General features: G+C 56.4%; 18 protein-coding genes and 6 pseudogenes. 14 read left to right on the top strand and 10 right to left on the bottom strand.

What is annotated here, in order from left to right; translation table 11 throughout:
• Nucleotides 1-68 precede the first annotated feature (68 nt).
• On the top strand, nt 69-1,028 hold the full coding sequence (locus tag EKN06_RS11885) for a GGDEF domain-containing protein (RefSeq protein WP_127613136.1): 960 nt from the start codon (nt 69-71) through the stop codon (nt 1,026-1,028).
• A gap of 298 nt (nt 1,029-1,326) precedes the next feature.
• Here the strand turns inward: EKN06_RS11885 and EKN06_RS11890 are convergent, their stop codons facing one another.
• The gene (locus EKN06_RS11890) at nt 1,327-2,499 is read right to left on the bottom strand and encodes an IS3 family transposase (protein ID WP_240654873.1); all 1,173 of its coding nucleotides are present in this window, start codon (nt 2,497-2,499) and stop codon (nt 1,327-1,329) included.
• 150 nt (nt 2,500-2,649) lie between these two features.
• Here EKN06_RS11890 and EKN06_RS11895 point away from each other — a divergent pair, with 150 nt between their 5' ends.
• The 5 genes and pseudogenes from EKN06_RS11895 to EKN06_RS11915 all read left to right on the top strand — a co-directional run.
• Nucleotides 2,650-4,080, top strand: a complete 1,431-nt coding sequence (locus EKN06_RS11895; RefSeq protein WP_205693886.1) for a glycosyltransferase family 2 protein — start codon at nt 2,650-2,652, stop codon at nt 4,078-4,080.
• The gene (locus EKN06_RS11900; protein ID WP_127613137.1) at nt 4,080-5,033 is read left to right on the top strand and encodes a hypothetical protein; all 954 of its coding nucleotides are present in this window, start codon (nt 4,080-4,082) and stop codon (nt 5,031-5,033) included. Before EKN06_RS11895 ends, EKN06_RS11900 begins: the two co-directional genes overlap by 1 nt.
• 614 nt (nt 5,034-5,647) lie before the next feature.
• A complete protein-coding gene (locus EKN06_RS11905; protein WP_127613138.1) occupies nt 5,648-6,031 on the top strand; it encodes a PilZ domain-containing protein in 384 nt (127 codons plus the stop codon).
• 143 nt (nt 6,032-6,174) lie between these two features.
• Entirely contained in the window at nt 6,175-6,558 is a 384-nt protein-coding gene (locus tag EKN06_RS11910; protein ID WP_127613139.1) for a hypothetical protein, read from the top strand.
• A 310-nt stretch (nt 6,559-6,868) separates the two neighbouring features.
• A pseudogene (locus EKN06_RS11915) lies at nt 6,869-7,261 on the top strand (Ros/MucR family transcriptional regulator); the annotation flags it as partial.
• Nucleotides 7,262-7,633: 372 nt separating this feature from the next.
• On the opposite strand, the gene EKN06_RS11920 reads toward EKN06_RS11915, so the two are convergent.
• Both EKN06_RS11920 and EKN06_RS15695 read right to left on the bottom strand, forming a co-directional pair.
• Nucleotides 7,634-8,524 carry a GGDEF domain-containing protein gene (locus EKN06_RS11920; protein WP_127613141.1) on the bottom strand — a complete coding sequence of 297 codons (891 nt, stop codon included), beginning with the start codon at nt 8,522-8,524 and terminating at the stop codon, nt 7,634-7,636.
• A 678-nt stretch (nt 8,525-9,202) separates the two neighbouring features.
• A complete protein-coding gene (locus tag EKN06_RS15695) occupies nt 9,203-9,352 on the bottom strand; it encodes a hypothetical protein (RefSeq protein ID WP_164844054.1) in 150 nt (49 codons plus the stop codon).
• 752 nt (nt 9,353-10,104) lie between these two features.
• On the opposite strand from EKN06_RS15695, the pseudogene EKN06_RS11925 reads away from it, so the two are divergent.
• The 3 genes and pseudogenes from EKN06_RS11925 to EKN06_RS11935 all read left to right on the top strand — a co-directional run.
• A pseudogene (locus EKN06_RS11925) lies at nt 10,105-10,562 on the top strand (integrase core domain-containing protein); the annotation flags it as partial.
• A 75-nt stretch (nt 10,563-10,637) separates the two neighbouring features.
• A protein-coding gene (locus EKN06_RS11930; RefSeq protein WP_420810793.1) for an IS3 family transposase occupies nt 10,638-11,737 on the top strand; the annotation gives its coding sequence in 2 pieces (ribosomal slippage) (nt 10,638-10,899 and nt 10,899-11,737; 1,101 coding nt in all).
• A gap of 126 nt (nt 11,738-11,863) precedes the next feature.
• Nucleotides 11,864-12,094 (top strand): annotated as a pseudogene (locus tag EKN06_RS11935) (integrase core domain-containing protein); the annotation flags it as partial.
• A 168-nt stretch (nt 12,095-12,262) separates the two neighbouring features.
• Here EKN06_RS11935 and EKN06_RS11940 read toward each other — a convergent pair.
• Nucleotides 12,263-12,859, bottom strand: a complete 597-nt coding sequence (locus tag EKN06_RS11940) for a PilZ domain-containing protein (RefSeq protein WP_164844055.1) — start codon at nt 12,857-12,859, stop codon at nt 12,263-12,265.
• Nucleotides 12,860-13,567: 708 nt separating this feature from the next.
• Here EKN06_RS11940 and EKN06_RS15990 point away from each other — a divergent pair.
• Both EKN06_RS15990 and EKN06_RS11945 read left to right on the top strand, forming a co-directional pair.
• A pseudogene (locus EKN06_RS15990) lies at nt 13,568-13,621 on the top strand (hypothetical protein); the annotation flags it as partial.
• Nucleotides 13,622-13,647: 26 nt separating this feature from the next.
• Nucleotides 13,648-14,181 carry an IS5 family transposase gene (locus EKN06_RS11945; protein WP_240654902.1) on the top strand — a complete coding sequence of 178 codons (534 nt, stop codon included), beginning with the start codon at nt 13,648-13,650 and terminating at the stop codon, nt 14,179-14,181.
• Between the two features lie 41 nt (nt 14,182-14,222).
• Here EKN06_RS11945 and istB read toward each other — a convergent pair whose 3' ends face one another.
• Both istB and EKN06_RS15700 read right to left on the bottom strand, forming a co-directional pair.
• Nucleotides 14,223-15,053: an IS21-like element helper ATPase IstB gene (gene istB / locus EKN06_RS11950; protein ID WP_127613143.1), complete on the bottom strand. Its 831-nt coding sequence runs from the start codon at nt 15,051-15,053 to the stop codon at nt 14,223-14,225.
• Nucleotides 15,054-15,229: 176 nt separating this feature from the next.
• Nucleotides 15,230-15,400, bottom strand: a complete 171-nt coding sequence (locus EKN06_RS15700; RefSeq protein WP_164844056.1) for a hypothetical protein — start codon at nt 15,398-15,400, stop codon at nt 15,230-15,232.
• Between the two features lie 217 nt (nt 15,401-15,617).
• On the opposite strand from EKN06_RS15700, the pseudogene EKN06_RS11960 reads away from it, so the two are divergent.
• From EKN06_RS11960 to EKN06_RS11970, 3 genes and pseudogenes are all read left to right on the top strand, one after another.
• Nucleotides 15,618-15,894 (top strand): annotated as a pseudogene (locus EKN06_RS11960) (transposase); the annotation flags it as partial.
• 187 nt (nt 15,895-16,081) lie between these two features.
• Nucleotides 16,082-16,777 carry a response regulator transcription factor CtrA gene (gene ctrA, locus EKN06_RS11965; protein WP_127613189.1) on the top strand — a complete coding sequence of 232 codons (696 nt, stop codon included), beginning with the start codon at nt 16,082-16,084 and terminating at the stop codon, nt 16,775-16,777.
• 720 nt (nt 16,778-17,497) lie between these two features.
• Complete coding sequence (locus tag EKN06_RS11970) at nt 17,498-20,233, top strand: EAL domain-containing protein (protein ID WP_240654905.1); 2,736 nt, start codon at nt 17,498-17,500, stop codon at nt 20,231-20,233.
• Here EKN06_RS11970 and EKN06_RS11975 read toward each other — a convergent pair.
• From EKN06_RS11975 to EKN06_RS11990, 4 genes and pseudogenes are all read right to left on the bottom strand, one after another.
• Nucleotides 20,225-20,929: pseudogene (locus EKN06_RS11975) on the bottom strand (IS6 family transposase); the annotation flags it as partial. The gene EKN06_RS11970 and the pseudogene EKN06_RS11975 overlap by 9 nt on opposite strands.
• Nucleotides 20,863-21,108, bottom strand: coding sequence for a DDE-type integrase/transposase/recombinase (locus EKN06_RS11980; RefSeq protein ID WP_127613146.1), 246 nt, complete (start codon nt 21,106-21,108; stop codon nt 20,863-20,865). The gene EKN06_RS11980 and the pseudogene EKN06_RS11975, both read right to left, overlap by 67 nt.
• A 74-nt stretch (nt 21,109-21,182) precedes the next feature.
• The gene (locus EKN06_RS11985) at nt 21,183-21,872 is read right to left on the bottom strand and encodes an anti-sigma factor family protein (protein WP_127613147.1); all 690 of its coding nucleotides are present in this window, start codon (nt 21,870-21,872) and stop codon (nt 21,183-21,185) included.
• Nucleotides 21,869-22,375, bottom strand: coding sequence for a sigma-70 family RNA polymerase sigma factor (locus tag EKN06_RS11990; protein ID WP_127613148.1), 507 nt, complete (start codon nt 22,373-22,375; stop codon nt 21,869-21,871). The genes EKN06_RS11985 and EKN06_RS11990 overlap by 4 nt, the downstream gene beginning before the upstream one ends.
• Between the last annotated feature and the right edge of the window lie 8 nt (nt 22,376-22,383).

Below are 22,383 nucleotides of genomic sequence, written 5' to 3' on the forward strand. Positions count from 1 at the left end.
TCGATCTGTTGCGATGCCTAGCGATGCGCTATCAGCGCGAATATCGTTAGCGAAATTACGCAGGGTCTATGGAAAGCAGCAATTGGATCGAACGACGCGTAAACAAAGGACACGACCTCACCCTGAGACGGTCATTTCTATTCCATACATCAAAACGATTTGCATATAGATTTTTGGTGGCCGGATTTGCGTTGGCTGCGACGGCCGATGTACAAGCACCCGACTCAGTCTGGTTTGGCCCCATCTACTTGTTTTTGATAGCTTTTTCGGCATGGACAGTAAGTGGTCTGCTTGCGGTCACCCTCGGCGTGCTTGCACTAGCAATCAACTGGACGACTAGCGGATTCAGCCTCTACCCATATGGCCCTGAGTCCGCGCTGGCAAATGCCGCGCTCCGTTTTCTTTCCATGCTGATGATCGTGGGAGTTCTGATACTCGCCCGCCGTTCCTGCGAACGCGAGTGGCAGCTTGCACGGGCAGACCCCTTGACAGGAGCACTTAACCGGCAGGCATTTTTTGAGGCAGTTCAGGCATCACCGGATAGTGACCAGTGGTGTGCCCTAGCTTTTGCCGATGTCGACGGACTCAAGAAATTCAATGACGAACGAGGTCACGGGGCGGGTGATCGAGCATTACAAATCTTTGCAGCGAGTGTAAAAAAAGCAATTCGCAAAGGCGATCTATTCGCAAGAATTGGGGGAGATGAATTTCTTGTTTTCATGAAAATCAACGACATCAATTTCGTAAATCAGATTGCCGAGAGATTATATTCTGCCACATGTGCAAAACTCAATCAAACGACAAGTTTGCCATGCAGCTGGGGCGTATTACTGCTTCCGCCAGGGCCCCGGCAGATTGACAATGAGATTAGAGCTGCAGACGCTCTGATGTATCAAACGAAAAGAACGGGGGCAGGCTTTGGCCTCGCCCGATACTGCCCCGAAAAGGATGTATTCGAGCCCTTCGACGGTGAAATATTGCCGCACGACGGCACCGTGATCCGATCAAAAAAACGAGAATCTGTTTAGCTTATACCAACACGCCGTAATCATGACTCATGGGCCATTGGCGCAGGCCGAAACGATAGCGCCATGGGCGCCAGCTACCGCGTGCCGGGGGCGAGGGAAATGAGCTCGTCCATCGTTCGCTCCTCGGTTGAAGGAGCCGAATTGTTCTGCCTGCACCCGGCCTTGCTCAAATCCATCCGTGATCTCTACTGTTCTAACCGGACTTCACCGCCGGCACCCCGCCCGCGCAGTGAGGTGTGAGGTGGTCCCGCCTTCTTGGACAGTTTGGCGGCTAAGTTAAGCTAATCCCGGTTGTCGTTCACGCCGCCTGTCTGATCATCAGATCATGGGGGGCATGCCCCCCATGATCTGATTGCCCGATCCTCCGATAGGCCTCGACCGGAGTTCGTCCGGCCAGGCCCGAGTGCGGGCGCTGGGTGTTGTAATAGGTGATCCATCGGCCAAGGCCAGCCCGCAGCTCTGAGCCGGTCTCAAAGGCATGGAGGTAGACGCACTCGTACTTCAGGGAGCGCCAGAGGCGCTCGATGAAGACGTTGTCCATCCATCGCCCCCGGCCATCCATGCTGATGCGGACGTCGGCGTCGCGCAGCACGCTGGTGAAGGCGAAGCTGGTGAACTGGCTGCCCTGGTCGGTGTTGATGATCTCGGGCCTCCCGTAGCGGGCCAGTGCTTCCTCCAGCGCCGCGACGCAGAACCCCGCATCCATCGTGTTGGACAATCGCCAGGCCAGCACCTTGCGGGTCGCCCAGTCCATGACCGCCACCAGATAGAGGAAGCCACGACGCATCGGGATGTAGGTCACATCGGCGCACCAGACGTGATTGGGCCGCTCGATCACCAGCTTGCGCAGCAGATACGGATAGACCAGGTGCTGCGGGTGCGGATCGCTGGTCCTTGGCCGCTGGTAGATCGGCGTCAGCCCCATCTTCGCCATGAGCCGCCGCGCCCGGCGCCGACCGACATCGTGCCCGGCTCGCCGCAAGTGCCGCGCCATTTGGCGGCTGCCGTACCACGGACACTCCATGAACGTCTCGTCGATTGCCGCCATCAGCGCCAGCGTCTCTTCCGTTTCCGGCACCGGCGCATAGTAAAACGACGAGCGGCTCATCCGCAGCAGGCGGCACTGCGCCGCGATCGACAGGCGGTGGTGAGCAGGTTCGACCATCGCCCGCCTCCGGTCCACGCTCATCGACCGAAGGCTTTCGCTAAAAAATCCCGCTCCACCACCAACTGCCCGTTCTTGGCGTGCAGTTTCTCCACCTCGCTCTCGCTGACGGCCCTGGCCGCATCGCCGGCGCCGGAGAACGTGCTCGCCATCCCGTCGATGGGCCTGGCGCTTCCAGGACGCAATCATCGTGTGGTGAACACCGTGCTTGGCTGCCAGTTCCGCCAGCGTCAGGTCGCCACGGATCGCCTCCAGTGCGACCTTGGCCTTGAAATCTGCGCTGTAGCGCTTCCTCGTCGTCTTCATTCCCGTACCAATCCATCAGGTCGGGATTAGCTTAGCATCCTGTCCGAAAAACCGGCACCACCTCACCGTACTGGTCGGCGACCGGCCAACGAACATTTCATCTTACCTGCATTAACCAAATCTCATGCCTTTTAACGCAAATGATTTCGGATGAACATGCAACCAATCTCCGACTCGCGCTTCACTGCAAGAGACACACTTTTCGATCTCGTCGAGCGAGAAGCAGCAGGTGTCTTCGAACCAGAAGTTCATGCTCAACGTAGGCTGTATCTCCCGCTATCGGCAAAGTTTGTTCTAGCCTGCCTGATAGCCATCGGGTGGACGGTGGCGAGCGTCTGGCTGTCCTTGCCGTGGTTACGCGACTTGGCTGCAGTCACTAGCTTTGCCTTCGCCGTGATTACCATCACATTTATCGCCTATGTGCCTGGCTTTATGAATGCGTTTCTGCTCTCAAGCCTTATGTTTGACCGAAGGCCGCCTCGGCTTGCAGGCACCAAATCCCCCGGAACAACAATACTCGTTGCTGCCTTTAACGAGGCTGCGGCCATCAAGGATACGCTGATTAGCCTTAGTAGGCAGGATTACGCCGGTCCCGTTGAAGTCCTCGTCCTCAACGATGGATCCAGCGACGACACTGTCGCAATTGCGGAAAAATCCATCGCGGAACTCAATTACCCGCCAAACATCTCAATGCGCATAATCGACTTCGGCATAAATCGCGGAAAATCGGCAGTATTGAATGATGGCCTTGCACAGGCCCGGCATGACCTCATCTTGACCATTGACGGGGATTCGTGGGTCAAGCGCGACGGTTTACGCAAGCTCGTCGAGCGCCTTCTTTCCGATCCGGCCAATACGCAAGCGGTAGCCGGCGCAGTAATGGTTCGAAATTCGCGTAAAAATTTTTTGAGTCGTGCGCAAGAGTGGGACTATTTTCATGGCATCGCTTCGGTAAAACGCATGCAAGGCATGTACAATGGCACACTAGTCGCACAAGGCGCCTTCTCCATTTACCGCCGAAAGGCTCTAGAAAACGTCGGTGGCTGGCCTGAATGCGTGGGCGAGGACATCGTCCTATCTTGGGCACTTTTGCGTCGCAACTACCGCATAGGATATGCTGATGACGCAATGGTTTTCACCAACGTTCCGACCACGATCCGACAATTTGCCTTGCAACGCAAGCGCTGGTCCCGCGGACTTATGGAAGCCTTTAAGGCGCATTGGCAATTGGCATTCAATCGCCGCCTGTCGACGCTTTTTGTATGGTGGAATGTTTGCTTTCTACCTTTGGATCTCATTTACACGCTGGTGTTCATTCCCGGCATAGTGTTGGCATGCTTCGGGTATTTTTACATTGCGGGGCCGCTGACCATTGCAGTACTCCCACTGACGATCCTTTGGAATGGTGTCGTCTTCCGGATTCAATCGGGTGTCTATAAGCGCGAGGGATTGATCGTGCGGCGCAATTTCGGCGGATTCCTGTTTTATTCCTTAGCTTACAGTTTGCTCATGCAGCCCGTTTGCGTGTGGGGTTATATGGCCGAATTGCTCGGCTTCCGCAAAAAGTGGGATACCAAGTGATGCGCAAGCAAAACTTAGGGACCGTCAAGTTCTCAACCGTAGTATATGCAGGGCTGCTGGCGTGGTCTGCAGCTGCATCCGCTCAAGAGCCGCGCTCGATCAGCGGTGAATCAGTTCGCCCCGCAGCCGGATCAGAGATTTGGGCAAGTACCGATTCCGATGGCACCGACGTAGTAAAAGTCCTCGGGAAGGCCCTTTTGAATTTCGAAGGTCGAGAGAAATATGCTGGTATTGCGATTGAGCATGCCAAGTTCAATCCCGCTACGGGTGAAAATCACGAAGCTGAGCGAATTTATCTCGATCTAGCCGATCACCTGGGCGCCGACTGGCGTTGGAAGGCGCGGATCGGTACTGACGGGAAAACTCTTCTCGGCAATGCCGAATTTCGAAAAGCGGATTGGTCTCAAAGCGTATTCGTCGAACGTGAGATCGTCGAAACCGAACAAGGGCTGGCTAGACGGATTTTCTATACTTTCGCGGGCATCAGCACTGATGTCTTGCTCAATGATGCGAACACCATAGCGCTGACCGCCGGTGTACAGGAATTTTCAGGCAAGAACGAACGGTTACATTTACGCGGAAAATATGTTCACGTTGTCAGGACCGATATCGGTCTAAGTGCGCAACTCGATGCTCGCTATTACCATTCGACCGAACCTGGCGAGTTCGACTATTTCTCTCCGAAGGATTTTGTCCGCCTTCTACCGCTTATTCAAACTCGTCGTTTTTCCAATTCGGGATGGATGTATCTGGCGGGGGCTGGCTTTGGCGCGCAACACAGCAGTGGTGGAGGCTGGCAACTAGCGAAGTTCGGGCAACTCCGACTAGAAAGTCCGCGATCAGCAAGCGATTTAGATGTGTTTGCCGAAGCGATCTACACCAATGATTCAATCTCTGGGGGAACAAATTACGATTATCTGATGGCCCGAGCGGGAGCCACGTTCCGCTTTTAGGAGTCGTCAGAAAAAGTCCGCCTTCTCACCAATTTCGACGTGGTCGAGTAGCTCACCGACTGCCCAACTCTACCTGTCCAGCGATTTTGCGCGATCCCGGATGTCTCCATGATCTTTTGGGGACGCGCGCTGGACGAACGAAAATAGAGATTGCAGAAGATCTATCCGACGCGCACTCGGTCGTCGCTAGTCCATATCGACTACGATCTTGGGGATCCAAAAAATAGCAGGTGGTCACGTATGTAGGCCGCAGTCAGCAAGCGCCTCGTCGTGCATCGGTCGGGCTGGCGAAACGTTGGCTTGGCAATCTGCCAGTCCTTTCGAGGACCAGCGCCTCGTCCGGCGGATGTCACGCCCAAGCGGATCGCGCTGACCGATCCCGCCTCGCGCTGGACCGCGGCTTCCTCGTCTCACGACACCAGCGAAAGAAGGTCGAGATGCGGCCGCAGATAGAAGAAATGTTAACTATCTATCTTAATTATAGATTTAGACCGAAAGCTCTAAAATTGCAATGAAGCTCAAAGGCTTCTGGTTTGTCTGCCGGGCACTTCGTGACGGAGTGCCACCATGACCGAAGTGCTCGGTCAGACTTTACACTGATATGGAGACCTCAGGTGTTGCAGATGCGATCTCTTGATGACAGACGGCACGCACGGCAGTCGCTCAAAGCCGATGGCCAATTGCGAAAAGGTGTGGGCATTGGACAATCGGTTGCCGTTGTCGATCTGTCTGATTGCGGCTGTCGCATCACGTCCATCCCGAAAAGTTTGCGTCGCAAGGATCGTGTTACGCTTCGAATTGCAGGCCATGCGCCTGTCGAAGGTCACTTGAAATGGCTGCATCTAGGCAAAGAAGCGGGCGTGCAATTTGACAATCCAATTCATCCCGCTGTCTTCAACCAAATACTTGCCAGCCATCGCGCCGCTGAAGCTCGCGCTGACACTCCATCAGAACATTTGATGGTCTTGCGCGGCGAGCTAGAGCAGCTTCAAGACTAGCTCGACCTGACCAAAGACCGGACGATCTCAGGCGCGGCAGCAACGCGAAGCTGAAGACACTGCTGCACCGGATCATCGTACACCCCGACCGGCTCGATCTGGTCCTCTCGCCATCGGGACTGATCGAACTGCTGAGGTTCGAGATGCCTGAAAGCATGCCCAACGAACTGGTCTGCAAGACCCGGGTCCGCCTGACCCGCAGCGGTCGCGCCATCCGCCTCGTGCACGACAATGGTTGTACCATTACCAGCGATCCAGATCCGACGCTGCTGGGTCTTCTCGTCAAGGGCCGCCGCTGGTGGGCCGAGCTTGCCCGAGGCGAGCTCGATGTCGCCAGGCTGGCCCGGCGCGAGAACGTCAATCCGTCGTACCTGACCCGGGTGGCGCGTCTGGCGCTGGTGTCGCCCGGCGTGATCGAGGCGATCCTCGCCGGCAAGACCCGTGCCGATCTTGATGGCAACCGGTTCCTGGCGCTGGTGGGCAGGACATCGGACTGGGCCGAGCAGCAACGATCGCTGATCGCCTGAAGTATCCGCCAACCGAACGGGTCCGTGCAACGCAACAGTTGGCGTCCAACATCCGTACCGAGGTTGCCGTTACATCGCCTGTCCCGCGATCTTCACGCCATGGGCGTATCACTTGCCATTTGTCGCATCACCACCAGCACCAACAGGCGGCTATCCTCGACCGGGACAAGTCGCTATCGGCGTCCGATCGCAATTTCGATAATCGTGGTATTCTGCGACCGGGTCTGATTATTGGCGACCGGTCGTATTCGCCGCAGGAAGCATGATGCAGGAGCAACTGCATCCGACGCAGCAAAATGAAAGGCCAGTAATGGACCAGGACCTGACCCCCGAAACGCTCATCACCCTCACCTCCGATATTGTCGCAGCCCATGTCGGCAACAATGCGGTCGAGGTCGGCGATGTCGCAACGCTGATCAGCACTGTCTACGCTGCGCTCGCGGGTCTCGGGACTTCGGTCACGGAAGAACTGCCGCCCGAACCAGCAGTCCCGGTCCGGTCTTCGGTCAAGCCCGACTACATCGTCTGTCTGGAAGACGGCAAGAAGCTCAAGATGCTCAAGCGTCACCTGATGACCCATTACAACATGACGCCCGATGACTATCGCAAGCGCTGGAACCTGCCGGCCGACTATCCGATGGTGTCGCCGAACTATGCTGCCAAGCGCAGCGAACTGGCCCTGAAAATCGGCCTTGGCCGTAAAGCCACCCAGCCTGCACCCGAACCTGCACCGGCCAAACCGGCACCGCGCAAGGCCGCAACGGGCAAGGCGGCAGCAACGAAAGCGACTGCGACAATGGCAGCGCCGCGCAAGGCCGCAGCGGCCAAGGCAACGACCGGCAAGGCGCCTGCCAGCCAGACCGCGCCCGCCAAGCGCGCACCGGCCAGGAAGAAGCAGACCGCCAAGACTGACGTCGCCTGAGGTCGGCGCCCGTTGAACCGGGAGGGGGCGTAATGGCGCTGACTATCGGGAGGATCTGATCTGGTTCAGTCCCGCCAGCAGAACATCCGTTCGAACAGCGATGGCCGGTCAGGATCATGCGCGGAAGGGCGAGATGCATCAGTCTGGTTTGATCTAGGCAGCCAAGACCAATTCAGTGGCATCATAACCAGCGATTTTGAGGCTCGCTTTGCCACTCCGCTTCACAGCGTACATGAGACTGTCAGCTTCCGATAAGATGCTATCGAGCTCTTGCTTTGAATCCCTATCAATGACCAGCCCGCCAATGCTGGCGGTCAGGCCCGGTCTGACACAAGATACAGTCCGGCCCAATTCCAAGCCTGTAAGCTGAATGTCTCCTTGACCATCGACATCCTTCAGAAGAATGAGAAATTCGTCGCCGCCAAGACGGGCAATAATGTTGCTCGCGCCGATCACCTCCGAGATTCGCGCAACTAGACTCTTCAGGAGGGCATCGCCAGCTGCATGTCCTTCCAGGTCATTCACAGACTTGAAGTTATCCAGATCGAGAAAAAGCAAGGCGATTTGTCGCGTTCCCTGACGGGCCTGAATCAGTTCCGAATTCAATATCCGCCGAACGGCATAATTGCTGACTGCTCCGGTCAACGCATCGAAATCAGCCGCAGCCTTTTCGGCCTCAAAAGAACGTCTCAATGAGCCCATCCACTCAGCTGATGCAAGGAGGACCGCGCCAATGCTGATCATATCGATGAGTCGAGCATCATTTGCCACAGAGGTCAAAATGATCGTTGCAACGCCAATCATCGATGCCAGTCTTCCAGCAAACTGGCCGCTGTTCCAACGGATCAAAAGTGCGGCTGCCATCAAACATACCGAGGAAACCATTGCGGGGATGGCACCGGTCATCGCCAGAAGCGACAAGAGGACGAAGGTAGTCCCGGCGATTATCGCAACGTTCGCGGGGCGGATATGCGAGCCAATCCCGCTGGGCAGATCAGGAGCCGACGCGACGATTCTCTGTGAAATATATTTAGACTGCTTCATTCGTCCGAGAATGAACGCCTAAGGTTAAAATTTCCCCGTGCGACCGCAATTTTTGTGGCTAGGCTAGGACCATCGGTTCGTCTGTGGACGCCCCGCATGATGAAGGGGGCATTTTCAACGGCTTGGCAAGTAGTCGAGTGCTAACATCTGGCCTTCGACGGCTGCATTGATGGCGCTGGCCCGTGGGAGCTCGCGGTTCTGCTCCTTATCATAACTGCGTGCTTGATTGGCCGCTTGAGCCTATCTGGTTTTGCCCATCCCGTCTCATCGAACCATGACGACTACGTCGTCACGTCCGACGACGCGATGCCCAAGGATCGGCGCGGTCCTGAGCTCGGAAAGCCGATCGAATGAGATCGCCCGCAATCCGCAGGCCGGCAGGCGCTGCCGACTGAAAGACTGTTTCGGCATGCGTGGTGAGCTCATCCAGGAATTTGAGTTCGACGTTTTTTCTAAGCCTGCCAACTGAAGCACATTGTCGCAAAAGGCAGCTTTACTGCCAAGGTGGCGCCTTGAAATTGCCCTTATGATCTTGTTGGGGCATCCCTCCGCTCTCGTCAGCGACGCTCATCCGAATTTACCTGAGTGTGTATCCGTACCTGCATATTGCGCTCCCCGCTCTCGCCGGGAGTGTGGTTTCATAAAAACCCTAACGGGCTTTTAAGGTTAGGTCAGTGATCAACATTGTTGAGATGCAGAGGTTTTCTGCGGGGATAGGCCGAGGTCTTGCCGTCTGAAGCCACCAGGGCCCATGGCGTGTTCGGCATTGGCGATGCGCCATAGTCGTTCGTCGATCTCGGTTTTGAAGCCGGTGAAGTTCGCTTTCATTCCAGCGCCGATGACATTTGTCGCGCCAGTCGCTCGGAAACACGGCACAGCGCCAAATGTGACATTTCGACAGAATAATCATCATTGCCATTGCCGGCACCTTGCCATCGTCACCCGCTCGACATTCGCTGCAAGCAATGCGATCGGGGTGCCGGTAGCGAGAGGTAGCAAATGCGTGAATGGGTGACCAAGGCAATGCGGTGCCATCTTCGCCCATTGGGCGTCCGTCAAAACAAGTCTGTCCATCCAAAGTCTGAATCAGAAAATTCCCCTCGGGGGAATCCTGAATCTCAACAGACCATAGTTTGCAAGGGCTAGACGCAAGCAGAAATAATTCCCTACAGCGAAGAAAATGTGAACGTATACGGACCTCTGGATTCGGAGGTCCCACATGATTTTGCTCGACCCTGCCCTGATCGTCGCGTTGGCAGTCCTGATATCTGCCACATCAACATTGGTCTGGTCGCTGTATCGCAAGCCGTGAGCCTACGCGACGTCGTTGCCTGGCCGACGTAGGGGTCTGGCGATACCAGTATGCACTCCCACGGTATGATCCTGTGACCAAGCGACAGCGGCATACCGTCGAACCAGCTCTTGCTCCGCAGCAAGAAGTTCCTCGTCATTCAGATCGGCGAAGAAACGATATTCCGGTTGCTGCTCGAATTCCACGCCAGGCGGCAAAGTGTTTAGCCAATCGCAGAAGGCCATGAAGCGGTTTTCTCGTACCAATGTTGCCAGCCTCGTCGTCGATGTGTTTGGCGGCGGTGCCGGACACGTCGATCTCCGGGCGCCGTGTGGTGCGCGAACTGACAGAGCTGATCGCCCAGCGCGGCAAGCCCGGCATGATCGTCAGCGACAACGGCACCGAGCTCACCAGCAATGCCGTGCTGGCCTGGTGCGGGGAGATCGGCGTGGAGTGGCATTACATCGCGCCGGCAGGCCGATGCAGAACGGTTACGTCGAGAGCTTTAACGGCCGCATGCGCGACGAACTGCTCAACGAGACGCTGTTTCTCAGCCTAGCCCATGCCCGCGTCGAGATCGCCGCCTGGGTGGAAGACTACAACCGGGAGAGACCGCACTCGTCTCTTGGCTACGCAACCCCGGCGGCGTTCGCCGCCGAACTGGATAAGCAATGGCCTGCTTCGCTACGCCCTACGGGCTCCGCTACGCAGCCCATTGCTTCAACCGCGCTCATGCGCAACAAATGACGTCCCCCCGATTTCTTCCTCCGGTTTGAATGAGAGTTTTCCGGTAATGTGATCCTCGTGCTGAAGGAGCATGCCGTGAAGAAAAGTCGTTATACCGAAGAGCAGATCGCCTACGCGTTGAAGCAGGCGGAGACAGGAACGCCGGTGGCAGAGGTTTTGCGTCGGATGGGGATTTCGGAGCAGACATTTTACCGCTGGAAGAAGCTCTACGGCGGGCTTGGCGTGGGGGAGCTACGCCGGCTGAAGCAGCTCGAGGACGAGAACCGGAAGCTCAAGCAGCTGGTGGCGGATCTCAGCCTGGACAAGCACATACTGCAGGATGTGCTGTCAAAAAAAGTCTGAGGCCTGCTCGGCAGCGCGAGATCGTCCGGTATGTTCAGTCGAGTCATGCGGTCAGCGAGCGGCGTAGTTGCGCGGTGCTGACCTTCGATCGACGGAGCGTAAGATACCGGTCGGTTCGAGCCGATCAGACGCCTCTGATCATGCGCATCCGGGACATCGCGCAGACCCGGATGCGATACGGATACTTCAGGATCTATATCCTGCTTCGCCGTGAAGGCTGGGTCGTGAATCACAAGCGAGTCTACCGGCTGTACCGGGAAGATGGCTTGAGTTTACGGCTCAAGCGGCCGCGTCGGCATGTCAGCGCAGCGCGGCGGGAGAGGCAGCCGGCGGCGCTGGCTCCTAACGATATGTGGTCGATGGACTTCGTCTCGGATGCCTTGTTCAATGGTCGGCGCCTGCGTGCCCTGACCGTTGTCGACGCATATACGCGGGAAGCTCTGGCGATCGACGTCGACCAGGGCATCAAGGGAGAGCAGGTCGTTGAGGCCATGGACCGGATCGCATCGGTCCGCGGTGCCCCGCGCGTCATACGTGTGGACAATGGTCCGGAGTTCATCTCGAAGGCCTTGGATCGCTGGGCGTACGAAAACGGCGTTACGCTGGACTTCTCGCGGCCTGGCAAGCCTACCGACAACGCCTTCGTGGAGTCCTTCAATGGCCGGTTCCGCGACGAATGCCTGAACACCCATTGGTTCTTGTCTCTGGCCGATGCCAGGAGCAAGATAGACGCGTGGCGACGGGACTATAACGAGTGCCGTCCTCACACCTCCCTGGGCTGGCTTACGCCAGCCGAATTTGCTTCATCTGCCGGGGTTAACCCCGGCAGATGAAGGCCGGAAGCTGACATTATACCCGGACACGAAACCGGGGGACCCTCAAAACCGGTTCGGCTCTAATCCCAGCTGGAGGAATGCTGGGGGTCACGTCACCGGCACAAAACCGTTACAAGTCCAGACTTCATCGAGCGCCTCTGGCGCTCCCTGAAGTACGAGTGCGTCTACCTCCATGCCTTTGAGACCGGCTCAGAGCTGCGGGCTGGCCTTGGCCGATGGATCACCTATTACAACACCCAGCGCCCGCACTCGGGCCTGGCCGGACGAACTCCGGTCGAGGCCTATCGGAGGATCGGGCAATCAGATCATGGGGGGCATGCCCCCCATGATCTGATGATCAGACAGGCGGCGTGAACGACAACCGGGATTAGCTTAACTTAGCCGCCAAACTGTCCAAGAAGGCGGGACCACCTCAGTACCGACCCGACTGGAGCTGCATAAATGAACCCTATCCTCGAACCCCGTTAGTCCACGACCTACTTGCAAATGACCAACTGGACATTTCCTTCGCGGCTATAGCTGTTAATCGACCTTATCTTGATTCAAACGTATCGCCCACGTTGCGAGATCGTCGTATCGCAAAGGCACATCGAAGTGCAGGCCTGCGATACCATATTGCGTCCAGCGAACAGTGGCCCGTTTTGGAGGCAGATCAGGAAGATAGACGACCGGCGCATCTCCAACTGACAAGCTAGAAGCAGCGGCCTTGATCCCGCGCTGCGAAATATCTCGCACCCGAATAGGGATGGATTTGCCCTCAATGCTCAAACACGCATCACATTCAATATCAAGCCTGAGTGGTCGATCGCTATGTTCTTGCTCTCTCTGGAGTGCGCCACATAAGATGCGATCTTCGTCAATTTCTTCATGAAATTTGATACCGATTAGATTATTTTTGGCCCAAATGACCTGACCTTCAGATCTCAGACTGTCGCTGAACTCAACCGCAACCTTTTGCCCGACGGCAATGTCAGCGAAGGCTTGGACATTCACGCCCGCCGAGGAAATGTCCCGGATCATGCAAAAGCCGGAAAAATGTTCGGTCTGGATCAATGCTGGTCGATAGACTGATGTTGATCTTCGTTCTGAGCGTCGGTCGGGTTGGTGGCGGTTAATCAAAATCTATCTCGCTCTTCTCACAGCGGTTAAACGCTATTTGGGTCAATTTCCGAACAAGCGCACCGGAAGCTGTCAGGATCATCACAAATAAGAAAACGCCGGTGGCGAGTGGATCAGTATAAACTAAGATTCTCTGGCAATAACCGAGAGCAACTGCAATCTAAAGTAGGCACCACGAGTTGATGGCACGGTGAACCGTCGCTTAATGAATATCGGCTCATTTGAGATCAGAATCGCAATATCGTTCCGTAGCTGAGGGCTACTCGTTCTGATTGTGTAATTTTCCTACCGACGCGCTTCCAACTAACATTACTGAGACTGCCGAGCACTTGGACATCGGGGGCACTTCGCATCGAGGCGCTCGGCAGGATAACCAGAAGCCGTCAAGCTTCAAAATTCTCCTACAAGCTTCGATATAAAGATACAGTAACCGCAAAGAGTTAACGACTTCCGCCTCTTCCCAATCCAGACTAGAGCGGTTTTCGATCAGTCTGGATCATAGCTGCACGATATGACCTAGGCTCAGGACCTATTAAGCTGGTTGCATAGCGGTTGATCGGTTGATTCAATGGTGGCGCGAGGAGGCGCTGCCATGAGTGACCTGATCTGGTTGTCCGAAGCGCAGATGCGCAGGATCAAGCCGTATTTTCCATTGTCGCACGGGTGTCTCGGGTCGATGATCGTCGGATAATCAGCGGCATCATCTTCGTGATCCGCAACGGCTTGCGATGGCGTGACGCACCGGCGCAATACGGACCGCCGAAGACGATCTACAACCGGTTCATCCGCTGGAGCCGCATGGGCGTCTTCAACAGGATCTTCGCGGCACTGGCCGCCAAGGATGGCAAGCCCGATCAACTGATGATCGACGCCACGCATCTCAAGGCGCATCGCACGGCGGCCAACCTGCTAAAAAAGGGGCTGTTCCCCGACGTATCGGACGCACCAAAGGCGGTCTGAACTCCAAGCTCCATGCCGTCTGCGATGGTAAGGGGCGACCACTGATCTTGCTGCTCAGCGAAGGGCAGATGAGCGACTACAAGGGTGCGACACTGATGATCGACGCCTTGCCACGCGCCAAGGCGCTGCTTGGCGACCGGGGCTATGATGCCGACTGGTTCCGTGCTGCTTTGGCCAGGCGCGGCATTGCTGCCTGCATCCCGTCAAAGGCCAACCGAAAAGTACCTATCCCGCACGATACAGCCCTCTACCGACAACGACACAAGGTCGAAAACATGTTCGGCAAGCTCAAGGATTGGCGGCGTATTCACACCCGTTACGACCGATGCGCACACACATTGTTGATTTCCGCTGAGAGTTGACCCGGGATTTTCATGGAGAAGTGACCCGGGTTGGGTTGTGTTTATTGCTCTCTGGTATTGGATTTGGTCAAGGCTTGGACGATCTCCTTTTTCTGTTTGCCGCTGGCAGCGGAAGCCTTGAAGCGGAAGCTGTCGTTTCCGGTTTGTCGCTGCGCGACGCCTGCGGCTCCGAGGATGTGGCAATGATGGGTCAGCCGGTCGAGCAAAGCGGTGGTCATCTTGGCATCGCCGAACACGCTGGCCCATTCGCTGAAGCTCAGGTTTGTGGTGATGATGACGCTGGTGCGCTCGTAGAGTTTGGAGAGCAGGTGGAACAGCAGGGCGCCGCCTGACGGGCTGAACGGCAGGTAGCCCAGCTCGTCGAGGATGACGAGATCGAGGCGCAACAGCCGCTCGGCAAGCTGCCCCGCCTTGTTCAGTACCTTTTCCTGTTCCAGCGCATTGACCAAGTCGACGGTGGAGAAGAAGCGCATCTGCTTGCGGTGGTGTTCGACCGCCTGCACGCCCAGAGCCGTGGCGATATGGGTTTTGCCGGTACCGGGGCCGCCGATCAGGACGACGTTGTGCGCCCCATTGATAAAGTCACCGCGATGAAGCTGGCGGATCATGGCCTCATTCGCTTCGCTGGAAGCAAAGTCGAAGCTGGCCAGATCCTTGTAGGCGGGGAAGCGGGCTGCCTTCATCTGGTAGGCGATCGAACGGACCTCTCGTTCGGCCATTTCGGCCTTGAGCAACTGGGAGAGGATCGGCACCGCGGTCCCGAACGCCGGGGCGCCCTGTTCGATCAGGTCGTCGGCAGCCTGTGCCATACCGTACATCTTGAGGCCGCGCAGCATGACCACCACGGCAGCGCTGGCAGGATCATGACGCATGGCGAAGATCCTTTCCGCGCAAGGCATCGTAGCGTGCCACATTGGCCTTCGGCTCACGGCGTAACGCCAGCGCCTGCGGGGCATCGATCCTGGGTGGGTTCCCGTCCTTGCCGTCGATCAACCGGTGCAGCAGGTTGAGGATAGATGCCGTAATGGGCCGGCGTCTAGTTCGAGCATCAAAGGATGATGACACCCACCCCAAGTCCAACCAAAAAAAATCCGGCTACAACGAGGCCCAGATCTTTGTGCATTCGGCTTTTACGGTAGGAATCAAAACTTACCATCGCCGAATAAAAGCCAATAGTCCCGAACACGACGGCAATGGCGATTTCGGTGATCGGGCTCATTTGCATCGCCTATTAAGAAACGACCATCAATGCAATGGGACATTGAGTGCCGCCGGGCTGCAGAGTTCCTGTTCGCGACCGGAAAATTCGATGTGCGTTGTGAATAAAATAAATCAGTAAGCTAACTTTCTGTATCTTCGCATGATTTACAGCGCCATTGAATAACCCCTAGATTTCTGGACGCCTCCGATCCTAATTTTGAGGACAGGAGGCGATGATGGGGAAGCCCAATTTCAGCGATGAGTTCAAGCGTGATGCGGTGGCCCAGATCACCGAGCGTGGGTATCCGGTAGCGGAGGTTTCGCTGCGGCTCGGCGTCAGTCAGCACTCGCTCTATGCCTGGAAGCGGCAGCTGGCGAAGGTGGTGTCGGGCGATGCGAGTAAGGATGCCGAGATCCGCCAGTTGAAGCACGAACTGGCCTGGGTGACCGAGGAGCGCGACATCCTAAAAAAGCCACCGCGTATTTCGCTCGAGATGCAAAGTGAGATACGCGTGTGAATCGGCCTGCAATATCCAGTGCCGATTGACAGCTTTGCTGTTCCTGTTGTGACAGATGCCAGATGCCACTGTTCGATCAGACCACACTGGAGGGGCATGTCAGTCGGACTTCGCCATTCATTAACCATTTTACTTCATCTACCTTACGCAGACTGGCGAAAATAGAAAAGTGATCGATGACCATGCGTATCCTGCTGATCGAAGACGAACCGACCACCGCCAGGGCAACCGAGCTGATGCTCACGACCGACGGCTTCATCGTCTACCAGACAGATCTTGGCGAAGACGGCCTGGATCTGGGCAAGCTTTACGATTACGATATCATCCTGCTCGACCTGAACCTGCCCGACATGCACGGGTACGACGTTCTGAAAAAGCTGCGCGTCGCCAAGGTACAGACGCCGGTGCTCATCCTTTCGGGTAGTGCGGATATAGATTCCAAGGTCCGCTCGTTCGGTTTCGGTGCCGATGATTACGTGACCAAGCCGTTCCACCGCGAAGAACTGGTCGCCCGCATCCACGCCGTGGTGCGCCGGTCGAAGGGCCATTCGCAGTCGGTCATCCGTACCGGCAAGCTTTCGGTGAACCTCGATACGAAGACTGTCGAAGTCGACAGCGCCCGCGTACACCTGACCGGCAAGGAATACGCGATGCTCGAACTGCTTTCGCTGCGCAAGGGCACGACGCTGACCAAGGAAATGTTCCTCAACCATCTTTATAACGGGATGGACGAGCCGGAACTGAAGATCATCGACGTCTTCATCTGCAAGCTGCGCAAGAAGCTGGCGACGGCGTGCAATGTCGACAACTACATCGAAACCGTATGGGGCCGCGGCTATGTGCTGCGCGATCCGCAGGAACTTTCTGCAGCGGCTTGATCGTTCGCTTGTTGAACTGGATTAACTCACGCGGATGGCGAAAACGAGGTTGGTGGCGGACTGGCAGGTTTCGAGGAGCGCCGTGCGAGAACTGCGCCCCCCTGCATGATCGTATGACGGGAGCCAAAGCTGACGCCAAGCGATGAGATTGGGCCTCGCTATAGCGATTCTACTTTGTCCGTAACAATCTCATATCAGATACCGTCGTCTTGTCTTATGATTTTCATGCCGGCCGTGGGCATTAGGAGCATGCCCGATCCGGGCCTGCCTTGGCATTGTGCGGCTGGTGATGGGCTTTGCGCAAGTTCGGATCCGCCGCCAACGCGGAGTGGTATACTGCGTCCGCCGCAAGTGGCTGAATCCAGCCATTCGCGAATTACAGAGACCTTGCGAAGCTAAGCCGGAAATCCGCGCGCGCGCGCCTTATCTTTTAAGAAAATTGTCATTAGTTTTATCCATATAGAACATTTCAGCAGGAGGATCAGGCTCATGATCTCCGAGGCGTGTGGCTATGATGCAGCGGACGGCGGCAAGCGCGACCTTTCGGGTGGCGCGGGCAAGATGAACATCTGCAGCAGAGGATTGGCACCAGGACAAGCGGGATTCGGGGGTGCGCGGAGTACCACGCGACCGATTGCCGGGGGCCAAATGGAGTTTCCGGGGCTTTTGGATGTGCTCTCCTGCACGTTCTATCGTTGCGAAGTTCCGCCGCCGTGGCAAATGACCTTTGTCAGTCAGGACGTGGAGAAACTCACCGGTTATCCCGTTAGAGAATTCAGGGAAATGGGATGGGCAAAGATCATGCACCCGAATGACTTGCGGCATGTACACGCAGCAGTGGACGAAGCCGTCAAAAATAGGGGGTCATTTGGCATCGCCTATCGGGTGATACATCGTTCCGGAGCGATCCGGCATGTGAGAGAGCAGGGTCACGCCATTTACGGCCCCGAAGGTGAGGCACGCTTCCTTGAGGGCATGATCACCGACATAACGGAAGAGCAAGATCTTCGGCAGACGAGTGCTGATGCATTGCAAAATGCGAGCCTGAACGCTGATCGGCTTATACAAGTGTTGGAAGCCACTTCGGATTGCGTTTTCAGCCTCGATCGCGATTGGCAGTTCACATACCTCAACAAGCGAGCAGAGACAGAGATCGGTACCAACGGGACGCTATACGGACGACACATACTCGAGGCATTTCCACAACTGGAACAGACGCCCTTCTGGCCAGCCTACCAGGAAGCTATGCGAGGCGGCAAGCCAGGTGATGTCGAAGGGTTCCTGCCAGGGCTCAACCAATGGTACGAGGTTCACGTTGTACCCATCGATGATGGCATCACGGTATTCTTTCGCAACATCGATGAACGCAAGGCCTCTGAGGAAGCTGCTCGAAATCGAGAAGAAAAACTAAAACGGACATTGGCCTACGTACCCCAAATGATCTGGGCGACCCGCTCAGATGGTTTTCATGATTACTACAGCCCACTCTGGTACGAATTCACAGGTGTTCCCGATGGCTCCACCAAAGGTGATGGGTGGAGCAATATGTTCCATCCTGAAGATCGGGAGCGGGCTTGGTCCGTGTGGCGGCACTCGCTGCAAACAGGTAAGCCATATGAGATAGAATACCGCCTGCGTCACCACTCCGGCGAATATCGTTGGGTGCTGGGACGCGCCAACCCCGAGAGGAACGAGCGCGGCGAAATCTTGCGCTGGTACGGGACATGCACGGATATCCACGAGCGCGTTAATGCACAGCAAGCCTGGGACGAAGCTCGCACGCTTCAGGAGAGCCTTCTTGATGCCAGTGCAGATTGCATAAAGTTAATCAGACCCGATGGCACGATCGGGTTCATGAATGACCCTGGTATTCGATCCATGGAATTGAAATCGCCCGAAATGGTCCAGGGAAGGCACTGGGCGTCACTTTGGCCGAGCGAGAGCCAGAGTTTGGTGCATGAAGCTCTGGAGGTCGCGCTTTCAGGTCGGGTCGCGCGGTTTTCAGGATTCTGCCCCACGGCTTCAGGCAAACCAAAATGGTGGGACGTAGTTGTATCTCCCGTCAGGAATGGGCGAGGAGAAATTGACCGTCTGCTCTCAATCTCGCGCGACATCACGGAGCAGCGAGAGACGGCACGCGAACTGAAACGCGCGAGCGAAGAAGATCCTCTCACCAATCTTCCCAACCGCCGGGCATTCGCGAGCCGCCTGCGAGCAGCGACGATCAGAACCATGCAGTCCGGAGGTCAAGTTGCCGTTCTTCTCATTGATCTCGATCACTTCAAGCACATAAATGACACCCATGGTCATCCTGCAGGAGATGAGGTGCTCGCCGTGATTGCGCAACGCTTGAGGGGGGCGATCCGTTCTAGTGATTTTGTGGCGCGTCTGGGTGGCGACGAGTTTGCCATTATCCTCGAAGATCAAAGGGACAAGATCGATCCTCGCCAGATCGGCGATGAAATAGTCAATCGGCTCCGACGACCGATCCGTTTTGAAGGCCAGAGCGTAAGCGCGGGAGCAAGCATCGGCGGCGCCATTTTTCCGGATAACGCAAAAAATGCAAACGAATTGCTCAAGAACGCAGATGTTGCCCTTTATGCACTCAAAGAAGGGGGGCGCGGCGGAACGTTGATGTTCCAAAGCGGTATGCTTGAGCATGCAAAAGTTGTGGCCTCGCAGCTGTCAATGGCGCGGGCCGAATTGACCGAAATATCGATTGAACCGCACTATCAGCCTAAGGTGGATTTGAAGAGTGGGCGCATCGCAGGTTTGGAAGCACTTTTGAGGTGGCGTCATGGTACCCGCGGCCTCCAGCTACCCGACACCATATCTGAAGCATTCAAGAATTATGAACTGGCGGCGAAAATCGGCGAAATAATGCAAAGCAAGGTTTTTCGTGACGCGCGCGGCTGGCTTGATCGCGAGATGCCGGTCGGTTTTATCGCGGTCAATGCGGCCCCGGCCGAGTTTCTTCGCGACGATTTTGCCGAGAAGTTTCTCGAACGAATGAGACAGAACTCGATCCCCCCTTCGTTGATCGAGGTTGAAGTGACCGAGCACGTGTTTTTGCAGCGCGGTGCCGATTACGTCGGTCGGGCTCTCCGGCTGCTTAGCAAAGCGGGAGTAAGAATAGCACTGGACGACTTCGGGACAGGGCACTCATCCTTGTCGCACTTGCGCGACTATCCCGTCGATGTGCTGAAGATTGACCGGTCCTTTGTGGACAGGATGCCGACTGATGATGAGGTTCGAGCCATCGTATCCGCTGTGATCAGACTTGCGAAAAGTCTGAAAATCGATGTCGTGGCTGAAGGAATCGAGACTGAACTTCAGAGGCAGTTGCTCCTTGATGAGGGATGTAGATTGGGCCAGGGATTCTATTTCGGGAGGGCAATTCAACCAGCGGATGTACCCCAACTCTTGAAAGAGGATGGCAGCATGATCTTGACTTAGGGTCTGCCACTCGGAGTACGCAGCCGAGCGACGGGTCTTGTAAGTCTGGCGATCGACGAGATGGCGTTCCGAATTAAAATGGTTGTGAAGGGAGGCATGGACCGAGGCGAATTTCTGTAGCGATTTCATCTGTCGGAATCTCAGCATCGCTCGCTCTCGTCGCCGGAATGGCAGATGCGAATTCTCGGCGCGATTGTTCAGCCACCTGCCCATCTCTCGGCAGTCCTGATTGCCGAGTTCCTTCATGGCGGCAGGGTAGGATTTCAGGCCATCCGTGACAATCGTTTCAGCCTTGCCATGACGCTTCAGAGCCTTCTTCAAGAACGCCAGCGCCGCGGATTTGTCCCGTTTCTTGGTGACATAGCTTTCGAGCACTTCGCCCTCGTGATCAACTGCCCGCCACATGTAGTGCCGCTCGCCATTGATCTTCACAAAGACCTCATCCAGATGCCACCGCCATTGGCGGAAGCCCTTCATTCTACTGACACGCTGCCTGCGAATTTCTGCCGCGAACATTGACCCAAACCGGTTCCACCAGAACCTCACTGTTTCATGGCATATGTCGATGCCGCGTTCGGAAAGCAGGTCTTCGACATTGCGCAAGGAAAGCGGATAACGAATGTACAGCATTACCGCCGCGCGGATGACTTCCGGCGACGAGTTGAAGCACCGGAACGGATTTCTAGTTTTGCCCATGGATCTTTCAGCGCCTGCTCGAGAAACTGTCGGGCAGCCACCTCATCGCGCTCCTCCGTCGCATAGAAGTCGAGGAGCTCGCCGGCCTCATCCACTGCCTTCCAGAGGTAGCGCGGCTTCCCCTTTATCTTCACGTGCTCAACTTCGAGCCGCCAGACCGGGGTAGATGCTTTGCCCATACCCTAATCTAGCTATCTACCACCAGCTACGCAATTTTAGTCTGACAAAGCCATAATAACCAAATCACGGACATTCACTCACTTGGTTTCCAAAGCCTTCCCTTCGCCACTGCTTCCTGTTCCGCATCAAGCGCAGGACCGCTTGCCATCTCTTGCACATGTGCCATCAGTTGAGCGCTGACAGTGCCGGCCTGACGATATTCGCCATTCTTGATGTTATCGCCGTCAAGGCGTTCCAGCACACGCCAACCCTGCGTATCCTTGCACGCTATCCCGCCCTGTTCGGCAGCAGCGAAGGCTCGGCAATAGGCACCGGAACCATCATGAAAACTGAGCAGGACACGAACGGGCGCACTCGCAGGTTGCGTGGCGACAAGCTGATCGTCGAGAGCCGTCGCAATCTGTTGGCTGGCATATCCTTCGGGAGCAGAACCAAGAGGGATGAACAAGGCCAGGATAAGGCATGCCGCAAGGGCAGGTCCCGCTATCCATCCCCAACGCGGGATGCCAGACCGGGCTTTGCGTTGATCCGCCAGATCGACGACGTTGTCCTCGCGACGCAACAGTGCGGCAAGACTTTCCGGCACAGATTCATCAAGAATCGGCGCGTAATGCGCTGACAGCCGGGCACGCAGCGCGCGATGCGCGGCCACCTCCCGCGCCAGTTCCGGGTCAGCCTCCACGGCACGTTCGATTTCAGCGTGCTGCTTGGGATCGAGTTCGCCGTCGGCAAACGCCGCCAGTTCTTCGCGAGTCACGCTCATGCCACTTCCCCCAGTTTCGCGAGCAAGGCATCGCGTCCCCGAACCAGACGGGAATTCAACGTTCCCACCGGGCATCCGACGATCTCGGCCGCTTCGCGATAGCTATAGCCTTCCACCATCACCAGAAGCACAGCCTCGCGCTGGTCATCGGGCAAGCTCGTCAGGGCACGGTCGACATCGTTGATCTCCACTGCAGCTTCCTGTCCACCGACAGCACCTATGGAAACACCCGCCTCTTCCGACGCGAATGTCTGCGATCGGCGTTGCCGTGCACGTTGCTCGTCAATCCACAAATTCCGCATGATCCGGTACATCCAGCTGTCGAGACGCGTGCCGGGCTCGTAACTTTCGCGACGAGATAGAGCGCGCTCGATGGTCATCTGGCAGAGATCGTCTCCATCGGACCGATCGCGCGACAGGCCGATTGCGAAACGCCGCAACCGGGGCAACAGGGCCAGCACGCCATCTTCGAAACGATTGCTCAGGGTTTCTCTGCCTTTCATGGATTAAA

The organism is Croceicoccus ponticola (genome assembly GCF_004004515.1).
GTDB lineage: Bacteria > Pseudomonadota > Alphaproteobacteria > Sphingomonadales > Sphingomonadaceae > Croceicoccus > Croceicoccus ponticola.

Coding starts and splice junctions, on each gene's coding strand:
- istB (WP_127613143.1), bottom strand. CDS start 15,053: ATGCGTCATGATCCTGCCAGCGCTGCCGTGGTGGTCATGCTGCGCGGC.
- EKN06_RS11970 (WP_240654905.1), top strand. CDS start 17,498: ATGACCTTTGTCAGTCAGGACGTGGAGAAACTCACCGGTTATCCCGTT.
- EKN06_RS11980 (WP_127613146.1), bottom strand. CDS start 21,108: ATGGGCAAAGCATCTACCCCGGTCTGGCGGCTCGAAGTTGAGCACGTG.
- EKN06_RS11990 (WP_127613148.1), bottom strand. CDS start 22,375: ATGAAAGGCAGAGAAACCCTGAGCAATCGTTTCGAAGATGGCGTGCTG.
- EKN06_RS11885 (WP_127613136.1), top strand. CDS start 69: ATGGAAAGCAGCAATTGGATCGAACGACGCGTAAACAAAGGACACGAC.
- EKN06_RS11890 (WP_240654873.1), bottom strand. CDS start 2,499: ATGAAGACGACGAGGAAGCGCTACAGCGCAGATTTCAAGGCCAAGGTC.
- EKN06_RS11910 (WP_127613139.1), top strand. CDS start 6,175: ATGCCTGAAAGCATGCCCAACGAACTGGTCTGCAAGACCCGGGTCCGC.
- EKN06_RS11895 (WP_205693886.1), top strand. CDS start 2,650: ATGAACATGCAACCAATCTCCGACTCGCGCTTCACTGCAAGAGACACA.
- EKN06_RS15700 (WP_164844056.1), bottom strand. CDS start 15,400: ATGAGCCCGATCACCGAAATCGCCATTGCCGTCGTGTTCGGGACTATT.
- ctrA (WP_127613189.1), top strand. CDS start 16,082: ATGCGTATCCTGCTGATCGAAGACGAACCGACCACCGCCAGGGCAACC.
- EKN06_RS15695 (WP_164844054.1), bottom strand. CDS start 9,352: ATGAAAGCGAACTTCACCGGCTTCAAAACCGAGATCGACGAACGACTA.
- EKN06_RS11985 (WP_127613147.1), bottom strand. CDS start 21,872: ATGAGCGTGACTCGCGAAGAACTGGCGGCGTTTGCCGACGGCGAACTC.
- EKN06_RS11920 (WP_127613141.1), bottom strand. CDS start 8,524: ATGAAGCAGTCTAAATATATTTCACAGAGAATCGTCGCGTCGGCTCCT.
- EKN06_RS11900 (WP_127613137.1), top strand. CDS start 4,080: ATGCGCAAGCAAAACTTAGGGACCGTCAAGTTCTCAACCGTAGTATAT.